This is a genomic window from Micromonospora lutea (assembly GCF_016863535.1).
Taxonomy (GTDB): Bacteria; Actinomycetota; Actinomycetes; order Mycobacteriales; family Micromonosporaceae; genus Micromonospora; species Micromonospora lutea.
Genome location: NZ_BOPB01000022.1, coordinates 72,136 through 93,925, shown reverse-complemented (window position 1 = coordinate 93,925; position 21,790 = coordinate 72,136). Strand labels below are relative to the sequence as shown.

18 protein-coding genes are annotated in these 21,790 nt (G+C 71.8%); 8 read left to right on the top strand and 10 right to left on the bottom strand.

Annotated features, from left to right (window positions below; all coding sequences use genetic code 11):
* Positions 1-18: 18 nt before the first annotated feature.
* Both Vlu01_RS19495 and Vlu01_RS19490 read right to left on the bottom strand, forming a co-directional pair.
* Positions 19-1,443: a chitinase gene (locus Vlu01_RS19495; RefSeq protein ID WP_204001590.1), complete on the bottom strand. Its 1,425-nt coding sequence runs from the start codon at positions 1,441-1,443 to the stop codon at positions 19-21.
* 149 nt (positions 1,444-1,592) lie between these two features.
* Entirely contained in the window at positions 1,593-3,017 is a 1,425-nt protein-coding gene (locus tag Vlu01_RS19490) for a carbohydrate-binding protein (protein ID WP_204001587.1), read from the bottom strand.
* 214 nt (positions 3,018-3,231) lie between these two features.
* Between Vlu01_RS19490 and Vlu01_RS19485 the strand changes: the two genes are divergently transcribed.
* From Vlu01_RS19485 to Vlu01_RS19470, 4 genes are all read left to right on the top strand, one after another.
* The gene (locus Vlu01_RS19485; RefSeq protein WP_204001585.1) at positions 3,232-4,380 is read left to right on the top strand and encodes a carboxylate-amine ligase; all 1,149 of its coding nucleotides are present in this window, start codon (positions 3,232-3,234) and stop codon (positions 4,378-4,380) included.
* Positions 4,381-4,394: 14 nt separating this feature from the next.
* The gene (locus Vlu01_RS19480; RefSeq protein WP_204001581.1) at positions 4,395-5,765 is read left to right on the top strand and encodes an FAD-dependent oxidoreductase; all 1,371 of its coding nucleotides are present in this window, start codon (positions 4,395-4,397) and stop codon (positions 5,763-5,765) included.
* A gap of 90 nt (positions 5,766-5,855) precedes the next feature.
* Positions 5,856-7,346: a WGR domain-containing protein gene (locus Vlu01_RS19475; RefSeq protein ID WP_239095998.1), complete on the top strand. Its 1,491-nt coding sequence runs from the start codon at positions 5,856-5,858 to the stop codon at positions 7,344-7,346.
* A gap of 4 nt (positions 7,347-7,350) precedes the next feature.
* The gene (locus Vlu01_RS19470; protein WP_239095997.1) at positions 7,351-8,223 is read left to right on the top strand and encodes an aminoglycoside phosphotransferase family protein; all 873 of its coding nucleotides are present in this window, start codon (positions 7,351-7,353) and stop codon (positions 8,221-8,223) included.
* Between the two features lie 72 nt (positions 8,224-8,295).
* Here Vlu01_RS19470 and Vlu01_RS19465 read toward each other — a convergent pair whose 3' ends face one another.
* Positions 8,296-9,102: an Fpg/Nei family DNA glycosylase gene (locus tag Vlu01_RS19465; RefSeq protein ID WP_204001579.1), complete on the bottom strand. Its 807-nt coding sequence runs from the start codon at positions 9,100-9,102 to the stop codon at positions 8,296-8,298.
* A gap of 147 nt (positions 9,103-9,249) precedes the next feature.
* Between Vlu01_RS19465 and Vlu01_RS19460 the strand changes: the two genes are divergently transcribed.
* The 4 genes from Vlu01_RS19460 (at position 9,250) to rocD (ending at position 13,260) form a co-directional block, all read left to right on the top strand.
* The gene (locus Vlu01_RS19460) at positions 9,250-9,939 is read left to right on the top strand and encodes an SDR family NAD(P)-dependent oxidoreductase (protein ID WP_204001576.1); all 690 of its coding nucleotides are present in this window, start codon (positions 9,250-9,252) and stop codon (positions 9,937-9,939) included.
* A 133-nt stretch (positions 9,940-10,072) separates the two neighbouring features.
* Entirely contained in the window at positions 10,073-10,849 is a 777-nt protein-coding gene (locus tag Vlu01_RS27625; protein ID WP_239095996.1) for a DMT family transporter, read from the top strand.
* 384 nt (positions 10,850-11,233) lie between these two features.
* Entirely contained in the window at positions 11,234-12,049 is an 816-nt protein-coding gene (gene ddaH, locus Vlu01_RS19450; RefSeq protein WP_204001614.1) for a dimethylargininase, read from the top strand.
* On the top strand, positions 12,046-13,260 hold the full coding sequence (rocD, locus tag Vlu01_RS19445; protein ID WP_204001574.1) for an ornithine--oxo-acid transaminase: 1,215 nt from the start codon (positions 12,046-12,048) through the stop codon (positions 13,258-13,260). The genes ddaH and rocD overlap by 4 nt, the downstream gene beginning before the upstream one ends.
* A 64-nt stretch (positions 13,261-13,324) precedes the next feature.
* Here rocD and Vlu01_RS19440 read toward each other — a convergent pair whose 3' ends face one another.
* The 7 genes from Vlu01_RS19440 to Vlu01_RS19410 all read right to left on the bottom strand — a co-directional run bounded on the left by Vlu01_RS19440 (position 13,325) and on the right by Vlu01_RS19410 (position 21,773).
* Positions 13,325-14,473: an FHA domain-containing protein gene (locus tag Vlu01_RS19440; RefSeq protein WP_204001572.1), complete on the bottom strand. Its 1,149-nt coding sequence runs from the start codon at positions 14,471-14,473 to the stop codon at positions 13,325-13,327.
* The gene (locus tag Vlu01_RS19435; RefSeq protein ID WP_204001570.1) at positions 14,470-14,763 is read right to left on the bottom strand and encodes a 4a-hydroxytetrahydrobiopterin dehydratase; all 294 of its coding nucleotides are present in this window, start codon (positions 14,761-14,763) and stop codon (positions 14,470-14,472) included. Before Vlu01_RS19435 ends, Vlu01_RS19440 begins: the two co-directional genes overlap by 4 nt.
* Positions 14,764-14,824: 61 nt before the next feature.
* Complete coding sequence (locus tag Vlu01_RS19430) at positions 14,825-15,658, bottom strand: ABC transporter permease (protein ID WP_204001568.1); 834 nt, start codon at positions 15,656-15,658, stop codon at positions 14,825-14,827.
* The gene (locus tag Vlu01_RS19425) at positions 15,655-16,617 is read right to left on the bottom strand and encodes an ATP-binding cassette domain-containing protein (RefSeq protein ID WP_444543443.1); all 963 of its coding nucleotides are present in this window, start codon (positions 16,615-16,617) and stop codon (positions 15,655-15,657) included. Before Vlu01_RS19425 ends, Vlu01_RS19430 begins: the two co-directional genes overlap by 4 nt.
* A 25-nt stretch (positions 16,618-16,642) precedes the next feature.
* On the bottom strand, positions 16,643-17,482 hold the full coding sequence (locus tag Vlu01_RS19420) for a DUF4097 family beta strand repeat-containing protein (RefSeq protein ID WP_204001564.1): 840 nt from the start codon (positions 17,480-17,482) through the stop codon (positions 16,643-16,645).
* Positions 17,483-17,557: 75 nt separating this feature from the next.
* Positions 17,558-18,079, bottom strand: coding sequence for a YlcI/YnfO family protein (locus Vlu01_RS19415; protein ID WP_204001562.1), 522 nt, complete (start codon positions 18,077-18,079; stop codon positions 17,558-17,560).
* 124 nt (positions 18,080-18,203) lie between these two features.
* Positions 18,204-21,773: an SCO7613 C-terminal domain-containing membrane protein gene (locus tag Vlu01_RS19410; RefSeq protein ID WP_239095995.1), complete on the bottom strand. Its 3,570-nt coding sequence runs from the start codon at positions 21,771-21,773 to the stop codon at positions 18,204-18,206.
* Positions 21,774-21,790: the final 17 nt, after the last annotated feature.

The window sequence follows — 21,790 nt, the reverse complement described above, 5'->3', positions numbered from 1 at the left end:
GGGTGGGTGGGGGTGGTGTTAGGGGAGGGTGGGGAGGTGGGGGGATACGGTTCGGGCGAAGGTGTTGTTGTGGGTGACGTCCCAGTTGATGGACCAGGTCATGGCGCCGCGCAGGCCGGGGTAGGTGCGCGGCGGGCGGAAGCTGCCGCAGTTGGTACCCCGGGTCAGGCAGTCCAGGGCGGCGTTGACCACGCTGGGCGAGACTATGCCGCCACCGGCCGCACCCGGTCCGGCCGGCAGGCCGAGCCCGACCTGGTCGGGGCGCAGCCCCGCCTCCAACTGGATGCAGGCCAGCGCGACGATGAAGTTGACCGTTCCCTGGGCGTACGCGGAGTTGTTGTCACAGCCGAGCATCGCCCCGGAGTTGTAGAACTGGGTGTTCACCACGGTCAGGATGTCCTTGATGTCCAACGCCAGCTTGAAGTAGCTGCTCGCCGGGTTCTGCATGTCGATGGTCTGCGGCGCCATCGCAATGATCAGCCCGCTGCCCACCTTCGACCGCAGTGACCGCAGGGCCTGCGCCATGTACGTCGGGTTCAACCCGTTCTCCAGGTCGATGTCGACGCCGTCGAAACCGTACCGCTGGATCAGGGCGTACACGCTGTCGGCGAAGGCCACCGCGGACGCCGAGCTGTTGACCACGACGCGGCCGGTCTCGCCGCCCACCGAGATGATCACCTTCTTACCGCGACTCTGAAGAGTCCGCACGTCTGCGGAGAACTCGGCGTCGGTGTACCCGCCCAGCGAGGCGGACAGGCCGGGGTCGATGGCGAAGCCGACCGCGCCGGGAGTGCCGGTCGCGTCCGCGAAGGCGACCGCCACCAGGTCATACTCGCTGGGTACGTCACGCAGCCGCAGCTCTACGGCCGCATTGTCGAAGTTGTGCCAGTAGCCGGTCAGGATGTGCTTCGGCAACCCGGTGGTCGGCGGCGGGGTCGTCGGAGGGGGCGTGGTCGGCGGCGGGGTCGTCGGAGGGGGCGTGGTCGGCGGCGGGGTCGTCGGAGGGGGCGTGGTGGGTGGCGGGGTCGTTGGCGGCGGGGTGCTGCCGCCCGCGCAGGCCGCGCCGTTGAGCCGGCAGTTCGCCGGTACGCCGGAGCCACTGCCGAGGAAGCCGAAGGAGACTGAGGCGCCGGGTGCGATGGCGCCGTTCCAGGTGCGGTTGGTGAAGGTGTACCGCTGGCCGCTGGAGGTCAGCAGCGCGTCCCAGTAGGTGCCGACCGTGGTGCCGGCGGGCAGGTCGAAGGTGAGGCTCCAGCCGTTGACCGTGGTGCCGCCACCGTTGGTGATCGTGTACTTGCCCTCCCAGCCCGAGCCCCAGTCGGAGGTCTTGACGAAGCTCGCGGTGACTCCGGCGGCGTACGCGGCCGGCGCCAACCCGACCGCACCGATCGCGGCGGCCAGCGCGCCGATCACCGCCAGCATCAGCGTTCTGGACCGTTTCATGTGCCCCTCCAGCCCGGGAGATGAATCCATGGATGTCGACCTGGCGCCCATTATTAAGACTGTTAACTGTTTCTGTCCAGGGCGACCTGACCGTTAGGAAGGGCCCCCTCCTCTACCGCAGGCGTTAATAGGGGGCCCTTCCTTGCACCTCAGCGGCGGAAGTGGAACCAGTTGACGTTGACGAAGTCGTTGGGCTGGCCGCTGCTGAAGGTGAGGTAGACGGTGCGGCGTCCGGTCACGCTGGAGACGTTGCCGGGCACCGAACGCCAGCTCTGCCAACCGCCGGTGTTGGCGATGGCGAAACTGCCGATCGGTGCGCTGGTCGGGCTCTCCACCCGTACCTCCACCAGGCCGCTGACGCCGGCCGCCGCGCCCGAGGCGACCCGGGCCACGAAGTCGCGCGGACCGCTGGTGCCGAACTCCACGTTGTCGAAGCGGACCCAGTCGCCGTTGCGCAGCGCCCCGATGTTCTGCCCGCCCTCGGAGCAGGTCTCGACGATCACGCCGTTCTGGGCGTTGAAGGACTCCGCCTGAATGGTCGCGTAGGCGTCCCGCGCCCCGCTCGGCGGCGGCGTGGTCGGCGGCGGCGTCGTGGGCGGCGGAGTGCTGCCCCCGCCCCGGCTGTAGACGGCCACGTAGTCGACCAGCATCGGACGGCCGGGCACGGTGGCCGAGGTGGGCGTGGCGCTGCCCGCGACCCCGTCCGGGAAGGCTCCGCCCATCGCCACGTTCAGCAGCAGGAAGTAACCGGCGTGACTGGTCATCTGCGACCAGTACGGCTCACCGACCCGGCTCTGGCTCACCGTGTGGTAGAGCTGGCCGTCGACGTACCAGCGCAACTGCTGCGGGCTGACCGAGGCGTCCCACTCGAACCGGTAGGTGTGGAACGCCGACTGACAGGTGCTGCCGGGGCAGGCCCGGGAGGCACCGATGCCGTTGAACTCGTCGCAGGGGCCGCCCGGAGCGACGCCGCAGTGCAGCACACCCCAGACCGTGTTGAGTCCGTTGACGTTCTCCATCACGTCGAACTCGCCGATGCCCGGCCAGTTGTGGTAGTTGCCCCGGTAGGGCGAACCGAGCGCCCAGAACGCCGGCCAGTATCCCGACGCGGCGGCGCCGGTGACGTTGGGCATCTGAATGCGCCCCTCGATGGCCAGCACCCCACCGGCCGGGGCCTTGAAGTTGCTGCGGACGGTCTCGATACGGGCCGAGGTCCAGCGGCCGGCGCTGTCACGCAGCGGGGTGATCCGGAGGTTGCCCGCGCCGTCGTGGCTGACGTTGGCGGTGCTGTTCGTGTACGTCTGGATCTCGCCGGTGCCCCAGTTGGGCGGTCCGCCCGGGTAGCTGGTGCCGGTGTCGATGATCCAGTTGCCGGACGACGGCAGGGTGCCGGCGGCGCCGGTGAAGTCGTCGCTCCACACCAGGCTCCAGCCCGACGGGGGCGGCGGTACGGCGGCGTCCGCGGTCGTGCTGAGCCCGGCCAGGACGGTGGTGACGGCGGTGAGGAGGGCCAACGCCAGCGGCAGCCGGCGTCGCGCAGGCAGGGCGGCAGGTGCCGCCGGGGCAGGTGTCATGACGTGCCTCTCTGCGGGGACGGGTGAGAGAGCGCTCTCTCAGGAGTTGTACGTCCCACTCGGGCAGTTGTCAATGTCGATCGATACGATCCGTCCGGCCACCGGATACGGCCCGTCGACCACGGTGCGCGTTTCCCGGTGCCACCACCCGGGGTAATTGCCCGCCGACCCGGTGCGGACGGACCGCCACCGGCAGGAGTGGACGGTGGTAGTCATGTCCAGGCAGGCGGCAACGGCCCCAGCTCACCCGGTCGAGTCGACCGACCTGCTCACCGTGGGTGTCGAGGAGGAGTTCCTACTCGTCGACCCGGACAGCGGGGTCGCGATCCCCGCTGTCGAGGCGGTGCTGGAGCAGGTCCCCGCCGAGCTGCGAGGACAGGTCGAACGGGAGTTCCAGACCAGTCAGATCGAGATCGGCAGCCCACCCGGGTTGGAGCTCTCCTCCATCCGGCACTCCCTCGGCCTGCTCCGCTCCGCACTCGCCGACGCCGCCGAGCGGGCCGGTGCCCGGTTGCTCGCGATCGGCACCGGGCCGGTCGACGGACCGGTGCCCCCGGTGGTCGACAAGCCCCGCTTCGATCGGATGCTCGCCCGGTACCGGCTCCTGGTGCCCGGGCCGGGCAACAACGGAATGCACGTCCACGTCGGAGTACCGGACCCTGACGCCGGCGTGCAGGTGCTCAACCACGTACGACCGTGGCTGCCGATCCTGCACGCGATCACCGCCAACTCGCCGTTCTCCCGGGGCGTGGACACCGGCTACGCCAGCTGGCGGTCGGTCGAGTGGGAACGCTGGCCCTCGGTCGCGCCGACGCCCTACCTGGTCTCCCACGATCACTACCAACGGCTGATCCGTCAGCTAATCGGCAGCGGCGTGATGCTCGACGAGGGAATGCTCTACTGGTACGCCCGGTTGTCGGCCAAATATCCGACGGTGGAACTGCGCATCGGAGACGTCTGCCCGACAGTCGACGACGCGATCCTGGTCGCCGCGCTGGTCCGTGGGCTGGTGGCCACCGCGCTCGACGACATCGCCGCCGGGCGGCCACCGCTGCCGACCGACCATCACCTGCTGGTGGGCGCGCACTGGCGGGCCGCCCACGACGGGCTGGAGGGAGAAGCGGTCGACCTGTCCAGCGGCGAGCTGCGGCCGGCGTGGGACGTGCTGCACCAGCTCGTCGGGCGGCTCGGGCCGGCCCTGGAACGACACGGCGACCTCGCCGAGGTAATTAGCCTGTTGGAAGGGCTGCGTCGGCACGGCAGCGGCGCCGCCCGGCAGCGTTCGGTGTACGCCCGGACCGGACAGTTGGAGGATGTGGTGATGGACGTGGCACGACAGACCCGGGGCGAAGGCCCGGCCTGACGAAGGGTGGTGCCGTGGCGGAACGGTTGATCGTCATCGGCGGAGACGCGGCCGGCATGTCCGCCGCCGCGCAGGCTCGCCGCCGCCGGGGCACGGACGACCTGGAGATCGTGGCCTTCGAACGGGGACACTTCACGTCGTACTCCGCCTGCGGGATCCCGTACTGGATCAGCGGCTTGGTGACCGACCGGGAGCAGCTGGTGACCCGCTCCCCCAGGACGCACCGCGAGGACTTCGGCATCGACGTGCGGCTCCGGCACGAGGTGGTCGGCATCGACCTGGTCCGCCGCGAGGTTGTCGTCCACGACCTGAGCGGCGGCGTCGAGGTCCGCGAGCGGTTCGACACCCTGATGTACGCCGCCGGGGCGGTGCCGAAGAAGCCGGCCTGGGCGCGCACCGACGCCGCCGGAGTGTTCGGCGTGCAGACGCTCGACGACGGCTCGGCGCTACGCGGCTGGCTGGACGCCGACCCGCAGCCCCGGCGGGCGGTGGTGGTCGGCGGCGGCTACATCGGCGTCGAGATGGCCGAGGCCCTGGTCCGCCGCGGGCTGTCGGTCACCCTGATCGAGCGCGGTGAGCAGCCGATGTCGACCGTCGACCCCGACATGGCCCGGCTGGTCACCGCGGCCATGCGGGGACTGGGCGTGGACATTCGCACCGGCGTACAGGTCACCAGCCTGTCGGAGCGCGACGGCCGGGTCTGCGAGGTGGTCACCGACCATGGGTCGATACCGACCGACCTGGTGATCCTCGGTCTCGGCGTGAGCCCCAACACCGAACTGGCCGCTGCCGCCGGCCTGCCGCTCGGGCCGACCGGCGGGATCCGGGTGGACCGCCGGATGCGGGTGTCCGGGGTGCCCGGAGTGTGGGCCGCCGGGGACTGCGTGGAGACCCTGCACAAGGTCAGCGGGCTGCCGGTGCACGTGCCGCTGGGCACCCACGCCAACAAGCAGGGGCGAGTCGCCGGAATCAACATCGGCGGCGGGTACGCCACCTTCGGCGGGGTGATCGGCACCGCCGTGGTCAAGGTGTGCGACCTGGAGGTCGGGCGCACCGGGCTGCGGGAGCGGGAGGCACGGATGGCCGGGTTCGAGTTCGTTTCGGTGATCGTCGAGTCGACGAGCCGCGCCGGCTACTACCCCGGAGCCCGGCAGATGACGGTGAAGCTGATCGCCGAGCGGCCGAGTGGGCGACTGCTCGGCGCCCAGATCGTCGGCTGGTCCGAGGCGGCGAAGCGGATCGACACCCTTGCCGTGGCGCTGTGGAACGAGATGACGGTGGACGACATGACCGCGCTCGACCTCGGTTACGCCCCGCCGTACGCCCCGGTCTGGGATCCGGTGCTGGTCGCCGCCCGCAAGGCCGTGGACGCGCTCGCCCGCTGACGGCCGCGAGGCCCGGTTTTTGTCAGTGGTGGGGGTTAGCGTGTGCCCGCCGCCCGGTCAGGGCCGACGCGAACCCCTCGGAGGAATTCCATGTCGCAGGAGACGACCTACCTCGAACTGTCCGAAGTGGACGGTGCGGCGCACAAGTTCTACGAGGTGGTGGTCGACGACACCACGATGACGGTGCGCTACGGGCGGATCGGCGACCAGGGCCAGGTGAAGACCACCGGTTACCCCGACAACGCGCGGGCCCGAGCCGCCGCGGCGAAGAAGATCGGCGAGAAGGTCCGCAAAGGGTACGCCCCGGCGGTGCGCGGCGTACGCCCGAAGCGGGCCGTGTCCCGGCGGCAGATCGTCAGCACCCGCTCGACCGCCCGCACCGCCCCGGTGCTCTGGCGGTACGAATCCGGCGCGCCGGCCTTCGGCATCTTCGTCGACGGACGCACCTGCATGGTGGGCAACGAACGAGGTGTGATCACCACTCTCGACCACGACGCCCGGGTGCTGGACCAGGTCCGCCTGCCCGACGGGGTCAAGTGCATCGTCGCCGATGACGCCTGGATCTACGCCGGCTGCGACGACGGCAACGTCTACGACCTCTCCGGCAAGATCCCCCGGGTGGCGTACGCAATCGTGCCCGACATCGACATCTACTGGCTCGACATTCACGACGGGGTGCTGGGCGTCTCCGACGCCGACGGTGGGATCGCCGCCATCGACCACGAGGACGAGTTCCTCTGGCGGCGGGCTGGACGCGGCCGGTCGGCCTGGATGGTGCGCTGCGACGCCGACGCCGTCTACCACGGTGACTCGACGGGGGTGAGCGGCTACGACTGGCGCACCGGCCGGGAGTTGTGGCACACCCCCACCGGCTCGGTGCTCTTCGGTTGGCAGGAACGCGACGCGGTGTTCGCCGGCACGGCCACCCGCCAGGTGGTGCGGATCGGCAAGGACGGCGGCTCGGCGACGCGCACCTACCGGGCCGACGCCCCGGTCTTCTCCTGCGCCACCGCCGAGGATGGTCGCTACGTCTTCGCCGGGGACAGCCAGTCCTCGATCTACTGCTTCGCCGCCGACGGCACCCGGCTGTGGAAGCTCGGCACCGGCTGCGGTTCGGCGTACTCCATGCAGTACCACGACCAACGCCTCTTCGTGGTGACCACCAGCGGCCACCTGGCCTGCATCGACGCCAGCGAGCCGGCGATCCGGGCGGCGGAGTCGGGCAGCGTGCCGGAGGTGGTCGACGTCAAGGCCCCGGCCCGGCTGCCGGAGCCCGCAGCCGTGACCCAGGTCGAGGTGGTCGGCGACACCGGTGGCGGTGTGGTGGTCGAGTGTGTCGAGCACGGTGGCCGGTTGCGGGTCCACGTGCTCTCCACCGGCTATCGCCGGGACTGGTCGGTGCAGTTCCCCAAGGGGATCCGCGAGCCCGGGGGCGCGCTACCTGGTCACCGAGGTCCGCGAGTCCGGCCGGGGCGGCTTCTACCGCGCGTACGGCGACATCCACCGACTGCGCTGATCCTGGTGGCGCGACCTGACCGGGCTGATCCAGGTTGTGACGGCAGGTCGGCTCGGCCAGGATAAGCCGGTGACCGACGCGCTGCGGATGCCCGACGGGTTGAACTGGTTGCACGGCATGCCGGGCGGTCCGCAGTGGTTGGCCGAGCTGCCGGAGAGGTTGGCCGACTGCGCCCGGCGCTGGTCGCTGCGACTTGGTCCACCCTTCGGGTACGCCTGCGCTTCGCTGGCGGTGCCGGCCGGATTGCCGGACGGCACCCGGGCGGTGCTCAAGGTGCAGTTCCCCGACGCGGAGAGCGAGCATGAGGCGACCGCGTTGCGCCATTGGGACGGCGGCGGCGCGATCCGGCTGCTCGCCCACGACCCCGACCTGCGGGCGCTGCTGGTGGAGCGCTGTGACCCCGGCACGCCGCTGCACGCGTTACCGCTCGACGAGGCGCTCGACGCCGTGGTGGCGCTGCTCCCCCGCCTCTGGGTACCGGCCGGTCAGCCGTTCCTGCCGTTGGCGGAGGCGGCCGCCGGCTGGGCGGCCCGGCTGCCGGGCAAGTGGGAACGCGCCGGACGGCCGTACGAGCGACGGTTGGTCGACCTCGCGCTCGATCTGCTCGGCGATCTGGTCGACAGCCAGGGTGAGCAGGTCCTGGTCAACCAGGACCTGCACGCCGCCAACGTGCTGCGCGCCGAACGCGAACCGTGGCTGGTGATCGACCCGAAGCCGCTGATCGGCGAGCGCGAATTCTCGGTCGTGCCGCTGGTGCGCGGCACCGAGCTGGGTCATTCCCCGACAGCTGTCCGTCGCCGGCTGGACCGCCTCAGCGCCGAGCTGGGGTTGGACCGCGACCGGGTACGCGGCTGGACGATCGGTCAGACCCTGGCCTGGAGCATCGACGCCGACCAGGTCTTCACCGACCACATCGAGGTCGTCCGCTGGCTCCTCGACTGAGCCGACTCGCTGAGATCGTGGTCCGCCACGGCCCCGTGGCGGGCCGTACCGCACCAAGATTCACATGGGGCGTCAGGCCTGGCAGGTGGGGCACCAGTAGAGGTTGCGGGCGGTGATGGTGCCTCGGCTGACCGGTGTACGGCAGACGTGGCAGGGCTGGCCCGGGCGACGGTAGACGTAGACCTCACCTCCGTGCCGGTCGACGCGGGCCGGGCGGCCCATCGCATCGGGCAGGTGGGCGGCGCGGACGGTGTCGATCCGGCCGGTGGCGACCGCCCGCGTCATCAGCTCGACCAGATCGGTCCAGAGCACCTGCCAGTCGGCCCGGGTCAGCTCCCGGCCGGGCAGCCTCGGCGACAGATTGGCGCGAAACAGCGCCTCGGTAACGAAGATCAGGCCCGTGCCGGCCACCACCGACTGGTCCAGCAGCAGCGCCGCCAGCGGCGTCGCGCTGCGCGAGATCCGGGCGTACGCCCGGTCCGGCTCGGCGTCGGCACGCAGCGGGTCCGGGCCGAGGCGGGCCCGCAGCGCTGCCACCTCGGGCGGGCTGAGCAGTTCACAGGCGGTCGGGCCGCGCAGGTCGAGCCAGTGCCGGTCGCTCGTCAGTCGTAGCCGGATCTGCCCCACCGGTTCCGGCGGCTCACCGTCGCCGTCGGTGACCTTTCCGTAGAGGCCGAGGTGCACATGCAGCGTCAACTCACCGGCATGGTGGTGCAGCAGATGCTTGCCGTACGCCTCGGTGCCCTCCAGCACCGTGCCGGAGATCAGCGCGGCACCGTCGGTGAAGCGGCCCTGGGGGCTGGTGGCGAGCACCTTGTCCCCGGCGAACAGCTCGGCGTGCCGGGCCGCCAGGCGATGGATGGTGTGTCCCTCAGGCACCGGCCAAGCGTAGCCAGCGGGCCGGTGAGCAGCGATCGGAGAGCGGGCTACTCGACGGTAGGGGATTTCCGTCGCCGTCTGGTTCAATTGCCGGTCGGGCCGTCGGCACGGCGGGCACCACCTCGACGTGATGGGGGCAGTGGGGTCATGACCGTTCGGATGCGCCGTGCGGTGGTGATCGGCAACACCGACGGGATCGGGCTGGCGTTCACCCGCAGACTCCTCGCCGACGGCTGGCTGGTCACCGGGTTGTCCCGACGGGACAACGCGATCATCGTCCCCACGTACGCCCACCACACCGTCGACGTCACCGCGCCGGACTATCCGGAGGTGCTGAGCAAGTCGATCGACGAACTCGGCGGGTTGGACCTGTGCGTCTACGCCGCCGGCATCGGGGAGCCGGTCGACCCGACCGACCTGGGCGCACAGACGCACACCTTCGAGGTCAACCTGATGGGCGCGGTACGCACCGCTGCCGTGGTGGTGCCGCGAATGCTGGCCGCCGGTGACGGGCACCTGATCGGGATCTCCAGCCTCGCCGACCGGCTCGTCTCCGGCGAGGCACCCGGTTACGCCGGTTCGAAGGCCGGGCTGTCGTCGTACCTGATGGGTCTGTCGGCGGCCCTGCGCCGCCACGGCGTGCACGTGACCACCGTGCGGTTCGGTTTCGTGGACACCAAGATGGCCAAGGGTTCGTCCCGACCGTTGATGATCCCGGTCGAGCGAGCCGTGGAGATCCTCGTGCGCTGTGTCCGCAACCGGCCCGTCCTGGTCTCCCGACCTCGGCGCCTGGCCCTGCTCACCTCCGCCCTGGCCGCCCTGACCCGGCCCCGCTGACCCTCGCTCCGGCCCTGCGTTGGACCCGACGGGGTGTCGGTTGGGTGAGGGGTGGGTACCTGCGGGGTGTTGTGGCGTGGTTGGCGATACGGGGCTGATGTCGCCGTCCACGCATCGATCAGGAGGTGAACCCATGAGATTTCCTTCGCTCTCACGCCGGGAGGACCCGGCTCCGCCGGCAGACGACGCCCGGACCGGGACGGTCGCCACCGACACCCGCCCCGACGAGCCAACCGCCGTCGAGGACCGCACCGCCGGCAGCGCCCGCCGCGCACCGGCCGACGACCGCATCGGCGCCGACCGGGCCACCGGCACAGCCGACCGGGCGGATCACCGGGCCGACGCGCGACGGGTTGCCGAGGCCCGAGCCGCCACCGCCCGCTCCGCCGTTCCCGGTTCCCGCGCCCGTACCGCCAGCACCGAGACCGCCGACCGGACCGTCGACGGCCGCGCCGTCGATGGCGACCGGCCCGGTGACGCGGACCGGAGCGTCGGCGCCACCGAGACCACCGACCGGACCATCGAGGGTGACCGTGTCCCCGACGGCGCAGCCGGCCGGGAGGTACCGCCGGCACCGGTCGGCCCGCGACCGCGTTCCAGTCTGCTGGCCACGCTCGGCCTCATCGTCGGCGTCGCTGGCATCCTGTTCGTGCTCACCGGCGTCCTCGCCGGGTACGGCATCGCGCTTGGTGCGGTCGGGGCGGTGGTCGCCGTGCTCGGCCTGATCGCCACCCGGCGGCGGCACATCGCGGGTAAGTCGGACGCGCTGCTGGGTATCGCCTTCGGCCTCGGCGCGGTGGTCCTGGGCGTGCTGGCGATGACCGGCCAGTACGACTGGCCGACCACCGACGGTGACCTGGTGGCCCGCTTCCGGGAGTGGCTTGATTCACAGTTTGTCGACCGCCTGTAGCGGGCACATTTCGGCCCGCCGGTGGTGCACCGCGCCGGTCGGTGAGGAACCGGCCGCAGCCCGATCGGATCTGGTGATTCACCAGTCGGGCGCACACGCTCGTCAGGGGCGGCGGTTCGCCGCCCCTGACGTGTGTCCGGGGGCCGTTCGCCGCTCCCGGACCTGCCTCGCCACGATCCGGTCACCGGCCGAGCGACTCACCCAAACAAGCCTTGCACGCAACGAAAACCCGCCAGTCGGGTGGTATACGCAATGATCTGCCGCTGAATGCAAGGGTTCGCGGTGGATCCTGCTCGTCGGAGCCGCATACCGTTGAGCCACGGCGCCAGCCCGTGGGCCGACGGTGGCCGGGCGCGCCCGACCCTTGGAGCAGGACACATGACGATGGACGCCACCCGCCAGCGCTTCCTGATGTGCCGGCCGACGTACTTCGCCGTCGACTACGCGATCAACCCGTGGATGGACCCGACCGTCCCGGTCGACGCCGATCTCGCCGTCCGCCAGTGGGAGCGGTTGCGCCAGGTCTACCGGGACCTGGGCCACACCGTCGAGGAGATCACCCCGGTGCCGGGGCTGCCCGACATGGTCTTCGCCGCCAACGGTGGCACCGTGATCGACGGCAAGGCCATGGCCGTGCAGTTCCGGGATCCGCAACGCGCCGACGAAGCCCCCGCGTACCGCGCCTGGTTCGAGGCCGCCGGCTTCGAGATGTACGACCCGAAGCACGTCAACGAGGGTGAGGGCGACGTCCTGCTGGCCGGCGGTCACCTGCTCGCCGGCACCGGTTTCCGCACCGCGCACGCCTCGCACGCCCAGCTTCAGGAGGTCTTCGGTTACCCGGTGATCACCATGCAGCTGGTGGACCCGCGTTTCTACCACCTGGACACCGCGCTGACCGTGCTCGACGAGCAGACCGTGGCGTACCTGCCGGAGGCGTTCTCGCCCGGCAGTCAGGCGGTGCTGCGCCGGCTCTTCCCGGACGCGGTGCACGCCACCATGGCCGACGCGCAGGTGCTCGGCCTCAACGCGGTCAGCGACGGCCGGCACGTGGTGCTGCCCGAGCAGGCCACCGGCCTGGCCGCCAAGCTGCGCGACCGGGGCTACGAGACCATCGGCGTCGACCTGTCCGAGCTGCGTCGGGCCGGCGGTGGCCCGAAGTGTTGCACCTTGCGACTCCGTCAGGGAAAGGCGAACCGATGATCGAGGACATGCTCCGGACTCCTGCCGCCGTGCAGGACGCGGAGCGCCACACCGCGCACAACTACCACCCCCTGCCGGTGGTGATCTCCTCCGCCGAGGGCGCCTGGGTGACCGACGTGGACGGCAAGCGTTACCTCGACTGCCTGGCCGGCTACTCGGCGCTGAACTTCGGTCACCGGCACCCGACGCTGATCGCCGCCGCGCACGCCCAACTCGACAAGCTGACGCTGACCAGCCGGGCGTTCATCCACGACCAGTTCGCCGACTTCTGCCGGGAGTTGGCGGCGCTGTGCGGCAAGGACCTGGTGCTGCCGATGAACACCGGAGCCGAGGCGGTCGAGACCGGCATCAAGGTGGCCCGCAAGTGGGGCTACCAGGTCAAAGGGGTGCCGGCCGACCAGGCCAACATCGTGGTCGCGGAGGGCAACTTCCACGGACGTACGACCACCATCGTCAGCTTCTCCACGGACTCCGACGCCCGAGCCGACTTCGGGCCGTACACCCCGGGCTTCCGAATCGTTCCCTACGGTGACCTCGCCGCGCTGACCGAGGCGGTCGACGAGCACACCGTCGCCGTGCTGCTGGAGCCGATCCAGGGCGAGCAGGGCGTGGTCGTGCCGCCCGAGGGCTACCTGCCGGGCGTACGTCGACTGTGCACCGAACGCGACGTGCTGTTCATCGCCGACGAGATCCAGTCCGGCCTGGGCCGCACCGGTACCACCTTCGCCTGCGAGCAGGAAGGCGTCGTGCCCGACATGTACCTGCTGGGCAAGGCGCTCGGCGGTGGCATCGTGCCGGTCTCCGCGGTGGCTGCCGACACCAACGTGCTCGGCGTACTCCAGCCCGGCCAGCACGGTTCCACCTTCGGTGGCAACCCCCTCGCCTGTGCGGTGGCGACCGAGGTGGTCCGGCTGCTGGCGACCGGTGAATTCCAGCGCCGCTCGACCGAGTTGGGCGAGCGGCTGCACACCGGCCTGCGCGGGCTGATCGGCAAGGGGCTGGTCGCGGTACGCGGCCGGGGTCTCTGGGCCGGCCTGGACCTCGACCCGTCCCTGATGAGCGGCCGGGAGGCCTGCGAACGGCTGATGGAGCGGGGGGTGCTGGCCAAGGACACGCACGGCTCGACCATCCGACTCGCCCCGCCGCTGGTGATCACCGAAGAGGAGATCGACCACGCGGTGGCGCAGGTGGCCGCCGTGCTGGCCGGCTGAGCGGTCGTACCGTCCGGGTGGGGGTCGGGTCCCGACCCGACGCCCACCCGGCGTTCTCGCGGCCTCAGCGGGGCAGGCGCATCGCCATGGTCGGCGCCTCGGACATCACCGAGTCCGGGTTGTACGCCGCGCCCGCCGGGAACTCGTTCGGCCGGCCGATCTGCACCCCCGGGTACAGCTCCACCATGTCACCGGCACCGAGCACCCGGGACTGCTGCGGGGCCAGCGGGATCCGGTCCGCCTCCGCCAGCGAGCCGCCCGGCCGCACACCGGAGCCGTTGGTGCTGACGTCGGTGGCGACCACGTCGTTGCCGCGCAGCTCCAGCCGCAGGTGGTTGCGGCTGATCCAGCGCCGCGCCTCGTCGTTGAGCCACTGACCGAGCATGATGCCGCCGGAGCCTTCCGGTGCCCGGCCGATCACCACCGGCTGCTCCTCGGTGAGCACGAAACGACGGCGGATCAGGCCACCGACGCGTACCGCGAGGACCTCGCTGCGCGGCCGGGGACCGGCATCACGCAGCCGTGCGCCGTGCCGGGGACAGGTGGGTACGCCGTTGCGCAGCGACGGTGGCGGTTGCCCGGTCGGCGCGCGGTCGATCCGGGCCAGGTCGGCGAAGGCGCCTCCGCCGCCGGCGCCGCCGAACAGGGTGCAGCCGGACTCGGGGCAACGCCACTCGCGGGACAGCAGCTTGGCGGCGGCCGGTGCGGGTGGACCGGCGAGCGGGGTGTGACCGCCACCGACGTGGGCGATGAAGACCGGACCGCCGGCACCCGGCACCGGGGCGAGGACCCGGCCCGGCTGTTCCACCAGCCAGGGGAACCGCCCACGCAGACCGTCGAAGCGGACCCGGCTGAGCACCGGAAGGCCGAGCAGGTCGGCCACCTCCAACATCCGGTCACCGGGGTTGTCGAGTACCTCCACCAGTCCGTCGTCGGCCCACCTGCGCACCACCATGCGCTCGTTGGAGGTGAGGTCGGCGTCGGAGAGCATTCCCCGGTGCACCACCGCGTAGACCGGGACGTTGTCCTCCTCCAGGCTGCGGGCCAGCGCGTCGATGACCATGCCGAGGCGCAGCGAACTCGCCGGACGCCCACCGTCGAGATCCTGGTAACGGATGATCTCGGCCAGGTCGAGCACTGCGCGGGCCAGCTGCGGGTCGGTGCAGACCCGCGCCTCGATGGCGTCCAGCACCTTGCTGATCTCGAACCTCATCGGGCACCCTCCACGATCTCGTCGATCCGCCGGGCCAGCCGGATGTCACGCGTGGTGACCCCGCCGACCGAGTGGGTCACGCAACGGAAGGTCACCGTGCGCCACCGGATGTCGATGTCGGGGTGATGGTCCAGTTCCTCGGCCGTGACGGCGACCCGGTCGACCACCGCGATGGCGTCCGGGAAGCTGGCCAGCTCCACGGTTCGGGTGATCCCGGCGGGGTCTCCCGACCAGCCCGCCAGCCCACCCAGCTCGTTTCGCACCGCCTCGGCGGTGAGCACCTCTGCCATGGCCAGACCCTACCGGTGCCGGCCGGTACCACCACCAGCGGTGACCGGCCGGCCGACGTCGTCAGGCCTCGCGGTTGAACAGTCGCCTGGACCAGAGGTAGCCACCGATCGCGATGACGGCGCACCAGCCGAGCGCGATCCACGCGTTGTTCCCGACCGGCTCGTCGGTCAACAGGCCGCGTACGGTCTCGATGATCGGCGTGAAGGGCTGATACTCGGCGAACCACCGCAGTCCCGCCGGCATCGAATCGGTCGGTACGAAGCCGCTGCCGAGAAACGGCAGCAGAATCAGCGGCATCGGCAGGTTGCTCGCGGTCTCGACGCTCTCGCTGATCTGGCCGAGGGCGACCGCCAACCAGACGAGGGCAACGGTGACGGCCACCAGGAAACCAGCCGTGGCCAGCCACTCGACCGCCCCGGCGGTGGGTCGGAAGCCGACCAGCAACGCCACACCGATCACGACCGCGAGGCTGAGCACGGTCTGGATCACGCTGCCCAGGACGTGCCCGGTCAGCACCGAGACCCGGGCGATGTGCATGGTGCGGAACCGGGTGATGATCCCTTCGGTCAGGTCCATGGCGACCGAGATGGCGGTCCCCTGGACCGTGGCCGCGATGGTCATCAGGATGATCGCGGGCGTCACGTAGTTGACGTACGCCGCACGTCCGCCGGTGGCGCCGTCCGGTGCCGAACCGCCCAGCCCGTTGCCGAGCGTGCCGCCGAAGACGTAGACGAACAGCAGCAGAAAGACGACGGGCATCCCGACGAGCATCAGGGTCATTGACGGGTACCGCAGCATCCGTTTGAGGTTGCGGCGCAGCATCGTCGTGGAGTCGCGGACCGGGTGCGGACGGCGGACGACCGGTACGGGTCCGGCGAGGGCAGGGGTGTTCATCGGCTGGTCCTCTCCTCATCACGACGGTGACCGGTGACGGCGAGGAAGACGTCGTCGAGGTCGGGGGTGTGCACGGACAGCTCCTCGACCTCGACGGCCCGGTCATCGAGCTGCCCGATCAGGGTCTTCAGGGCGCGCAGGCTGCCGTCGCTGGGCACCCGTAGCGCGAGCGTGTCGCTTGTGCGCGCGGCCTGGTCGAGCACGCGCAGGGCCGCGTCGAGCTCGTGCTCGTCGGCGAACCGCAGCCGTACGTGCCCACCGGGGATGCGGCGCTTCAGTTCCTCGGCGGTGCCCTCGGCGACCACCCGACCACGGTCGAGGACCGCGATCCGGTCGGCCAGCTCGTCCGCCTCCGCCAGGTACTGCGTGGTCAGGAAGATGGTGACGCCGTCGGCCACCAACTGTCGGATGATCTCCCACATGGTCCGGCGGCTGCGCGGGTCCAGGCCGGTGGTCGGTTCGTCGAGGAAGATCACTTGCGGGTTTCCGACCAGGGTCATCGCCAGGTCGAGCCGCCGCACCATGCCTCCGGAGTAGGTCGCCGCCGGCCTGTCGGCCGCCTCGGTCAGCTCGAACTGTCGAAGCAGCCCCGCGACGCGCTCACCACGCTCGCTGCGGGCGAGGTGGTGCAGGTCCGCCATCAGCCGCAGGTTCTCCTCACCGGTGAGCAGCTTGTCCACGGCGGAGAACTGACCGGTGACGCCGATCGCGGCGCGTACCGCGTCCGGTTCCCGGGCGACGTCGTGCCCGGCGACCCGCACGTCACCGGCGTCGGCACCGAGCAGAGTGGAGAGGATCTTGACGGTGGTGGTCTTTCCGGCGCCGTTGGCGCCGAGCAGCGAGAAGACGGTGCCCCTCGGCACGGTCAGGTCGAGGCCGTCGAGCACGACCTGGTCGCCGAAGGCTTTCCGTAGCCCGGTCACGGCGATCGCCGGACGGACAGAGGTGCTGGTCATCATCGTCCTCTCTGGGGTCCGACGGGTGTCAGGAGCGGTGGATGGTGATGTCGCCGTAGGAGGTGCGTCCACGCACCTCGACCGTCTGGTCGCCCTCTTCCGGCCGGGGGGCGTCCTGCATCAGGTTGCGTACCTGCCCGAAGCCGGTGTTCACCTCAAGCCAGGCGGCGGTGCCCTCGGCGATGCCGATGTCCAGGTCGCCCGCGGCGGTGGCGAGGACGACCTCACCGCGCACCACCTCGCCGAGGTGGATGCTGCCGTTGGAAGTCTTCACGTCGACGCCGGCACCGGCCCGCTCGATGTCGATGGCGCCGTTGGCGTTACGGACCCGCACATCGCCGGTGACCGCGTCGATCGTGGTGTCGCCGTTGGAGTTCTTGACCTCCGCGGCCCCCTCGATCTCGCCAAGCCGAATGGTGCCGGAGCCGGTGGAGACCTCCACCTCGCCGGTGATGCCGTCGGCGGTGATGTGGCCGAATCCGGTGTGCAGGCGCAGTGGACCGGTTCGTTCGAGCCACACGTTGCCGGTGGTCTTGAGCCGGCACTCGCCGAGCCGACCGACACCGCGGATGTCACCCATCAGCAGGTGGGCGTTGAGGTGGGATCCGCTGGGCAACTCGATGGTCAGGTCCACGGACCTGGTCTTCCTGGAAAAATCGAAAGCCCGCTTCGGTCCGGTGACCCGGAGTGTGCCGTCGGTGTAGTCGACCCGGATCTGGGCGGCGGCTTGGACATCCGACTCGTCGGCAGCGTCACTCGGGCGGACCTCGACGACCGTGTCGGTCCGGTCGCTGGCGGTCACGCGTACGTTGCCGACGCCGAGCTCGACCGAGACGGAGATGGCTTCGGGCGTGTCGAAAACAGGCATGGTGGTCCCCACTTCCTGGGTAGGTGGGTCGTCCCCGCAGGTCGGGGACGTGATGCGGAAAGCCGAGCGGTGCGGTCAGCGCACCCAGCCGGTGAAGCCCTGCTTGGCTCGTTTCCCGCTGCCACGTGGCACGGGACGCTGGTCACGGTCGGGCCGTTGCAGGGCGGCGGCCGCCGCCCGGACCAGCCAGGCGTTGACCGAGCGCCCCTCCTTCGCGGCGGCCTCCTCGATCGCCGTCTTGAGCTGCTCGGGCATGCGTACGTTGATGCGTGCCGCAGGACCGTCCTCGGCAATCAGCAGATCGTCGGCGGCGTCCGCCACGGTCGCGGCCTGCGCGTGACCGGCCGGCTCGGCGGGCGGCAGGGTGACGACGAAGCTGGGATCGCGGCCGCGCAGGCGCAGTTCCACCGACCCCGGAGCCAGATCCCGGGTGATCTCGTCGGCGGCGGCCGACAGCGCGTCCAGCAGGGTCATCCGGATCGCCGACTCAAGCGAGCCGGTCAGTCGCTCGACCAGCGCACGCGCGTCCTCGCCTCCGGCTTCGGCGAGCGTGGCGAACTCGCGTCCGAGGTTGCTCACATACGGGGTCAGGTCCATGGCAACATGATGGCACATGTTTGGCACACAAACAAAGCATCTTGGCTCAGCATGGCACCAGCAGTGGCACCATGTGGTGTGCGGGCGACCCTCGCACCACGTGGTGCGAGGGTCGGGGAGGCTGTCAGCTCATGCGGCCGACGGCGGATCGCAGCCGGAGCAGGTCCCGACGGCGGCGTTCATAGGTGGTCGCCAAGCCGATCAGCGCCAACCCGGCGACGGCCAGGTAGGCCCACCGGGGCAGCAGGTCCCAACTGCGCACCAGCTCGTGCAGGGCGAGCAGGACCAGCGTGGCACCGCCGAGCACCACCGGCGCCTGCCAGCGGCGGACCGCGCCGAGCAGCGTCACGGCGAGCGCGGCGGCACCGAGCAGCAGCCGCCGCCAGGGCTGCGGGTCGCTGCCGAACAGCACCGCGGCCAGGCTGGGCAGCAGCACGGCGGCCAGACCAGGGCCGAGCGCCAACCAGCTGTTCAGCCCCGGCCGGGTACGCAGCCCCACCGCTCCGGCGGCGAGCGCCACCGCCGCCAACGGGACCGTGTACGCCTCCAGCACGCTCACCCCGCCAGCGGCGAGCAGCAGCCAGACCGCCAGCAGTTCGCTGCCACCACCGATCCCGGCGAAAATCCAGCGTCGGCTGGTCGACTCGTTCCGCCGCAACAGCCGTACGCCCAGCGCGACGCCCCACAGCACGCAGATCGTCGCGGCGTACCGGAGCGCACCCAGGGCCAGCAGCAGCCCGAGGAACGCGACCGCCTGCGCGGTGACGTCCAGGACCCGGCCCAGCAGCACCGGAGCCGGCCGGACGGGGACCGCCGGAGCCGCAGCGAACCCGGTCGCCCTGGACACCGGTGGCACCGGCGCACTCCACCGGCTCGACGGCAGCGTCGCGGCGACGGCCAGGGCGAGCGCGGCGACACCGAGCACCGCGAACGCCGCCACGTGGGGCGGTTGCCCGCCGGCAAAAGCAGCGGAGATCGCGAACCCGGTCGCCGCCGCCACCGCGACCAGCCAGCCGACCAGGCGTACCGGCACGTGACGCGCGGCCACGCCGACCACCGTCGCCGCCGCCACCAGCAGACCGAAGGTGCCCAGGGTGCCGGCGCGGGTGGCGTGGAGATTGAGCAGCCCTCCGATCAGCAGCACCAACCCGACCGGCAGGGCCACCCGGACAGCGGGGCCGCTCCGGCCCAGCAGCGCGCTCGCCAGCAGCAGCGCCACCCCGCCCAACAGCGCCACCCCCGGCACCACCGGCCACGGCGCGGCAGCGGCGACCAGCAGCACCGGCGCGGCGGCGGCCACGAAGGGCAGCGCCGCCCCGGCGATCCGCCAGGCGCCCCCGGCACGGCCGTCGTCGCTGGGGCCAGCACCGACAGCGGGTGAAGTTGCCGGCGCGACGGCCAGCGCCGCCGCCACCGCCAGCAGCACCAGCGACACGCCGACCGGCAGCGCGTCCGGCGACGCCTGGACTCCCGGGACACCGGACCACGGCTCGGGCGGCGGACCGTACGGCGTCAACAGAGCGGTCACGACCATCGGCACCGCCCCCAGCACCGCCACCGCGGCCAGGCCCAGCCCGGCCACCGGCAGCAGCCCCGCCGGGCGAGCCCGGAACCCGGCGAGCGCGACCAGCGACGCCGCCACCGCCGCGTACACCGTCATCCGCTCGGCACCCGGTACGACCAGCGGCGACAAGCCGGTCAGCACCGCCACCACGGCGAGCCCGGTCGAGGCGTACCCGGTCAGGTCGGACCAGGATCGACGCAGCGCGAGCAGCGCCACCGCCGGCAACGCGACGGCGGCCAGCGCGGCCCGGGCCTGCCACCACGGCGAGGCACCGGCACCGATCAGCGCGATCGCCGCCCCCGCCGGCACCACGAGTACCGCGGCAGTCAGCCCGCAACCGGCCACCGCCCGGCGAACCGGGTCGCCGTGTCGCCCGACGACCGCCACAGCGAGGCCGACGGCCAGGATCACCGCGCAGGCGGCGCCGGCACCGATCGGGTCGGCCAACCCGACCAGCAACCCGTGCCCGAGCAGCGCCGCGCCGGCACACGCCGAGACCAGCACCGCCCCGCTCGGCAGCGTCGGGCGAGCCACCGCCACGACCAGCACCGCCGCACCCACCGCGAGGTCGATCGCGACCACGGCCGGCCACGGCGCGGCCCAGGCCACCGGCACGGCGAACGCCGTCGCGGCGGCACCGACGAGCAGCACCCCCGATCGGGCCGCCCGGGACAGCAGCAGGGCCACCGCCACCGAGGCCAGCGCCACCATCAGTGGCAGCTGCCAACCCCACGCGTACGCCGGGCCCGGCTGCGCGCCCCGCCAGGGCGGCAACGACCGGCCCACGGCGATGCCGGCCAGCAGCAGCCCGGTCAGCGTCGCCAGCGCTCCTGCGCCAGAACTGACCAGCTGCGCCCCCAGCCGTGGACCGGCCTGCCAGCCGCGCGGAAGCGCCCGCACCGCGCCGGCCAACCCCAGCACGACCAACGCCGCCACCAGCAACCACACCGAGGCGCGCACCTCCACCACCGGGCGGATGATCGCACCGGCCAGTACCGGCACCAGCGCGCAGCCGGCCAACGTCCGTGCCGGCTCACCACCGGTCACCAGCGCCGCGCCGAACGCGGTCAGCGCCACCAGCAGCATCGGTCCGCCGGCCAGCAGCGGTACGTCACCCGCCCGGCCGACCAGCAGGGGCACCAGCGCGCAGCCCCCGGCGAGCAGCAGCCAACCGGCGAACCCGATCCAGGCCAGCGTCTTGCCGGCCAACCGGACCGCCGGTGTCGTCGCGGCCCCCTCGCCCGCGACGACATTGACGCGCCGCAGCGCGACCACCACGGTCAGGTCGACCAGCGCCACCCCGACGAAGACCACCGCCCAGCCGGCCGGTTCCGGACGGGCCTCGGCGGCCAGCAACGGCAGCACCGGCTGGACGACGAGCAGCGCGGCGAACCATGGCACGACCAGTTGGCTGACTCGGGCGTAACCGACCGCCACCGCCGCCCCGACCGCCGCGACCAGCGCGGCGTACCGGCTGCCCGGCCAGGTGGTCACCGAGAACAGGTCGACCGACCAGGCGGCGTACCCGTCGAGCAGCACCAGCAGCAGGCCGACGGCGGCGAAGGTCTCGGCGGTGCCGCGCAGTCCCCGCCAACGTGCGATCAGCGGCACGGCCAGCAGCAACGCGGTGAACGCCAGCAGGATCACCGCCCGGCCGGCCACCCCCACCGACGCCCAGGCCACCGCCGTGAAGACCGTCGCCGCCGTGCCGAGCAGCAGTCCCCCCAGGACGAAGAGCAGCCCCTGCACGGTCCGCGTCGACGCTTCGGCACCCCCCGGGCGAACCGGCACCGGAACAGGCCGTGCACCGGAAACCGCCACGGCAGCGGGCCCCGCGTACCCGCCGACGGCCGGTGCGCCGCCGCCCCCCGACGGTGCGACGGGCACCGGGAACTCGGCCCGGATCGCGGTGGCCAGTTCAGCCCGCCGCCGCCGTGCCGCGTCCAGCCGCCCGACCAGCCCCTGGTACGCCTGACGGGCCTGCTGCGCCTGGCCGTCCAGCGCGACGATCTCCCGATCGAGCCGGATCACCTCGGCCGCAGCCGGGTGCGGCGGCCGGCCGCAGCCGGAACAGCCGGAGTTCAGATTCGCCGGGAAACCGCAGGCCGGGCAGGGGTACGCGTTGTCCACGCGATCATCCTGGACGG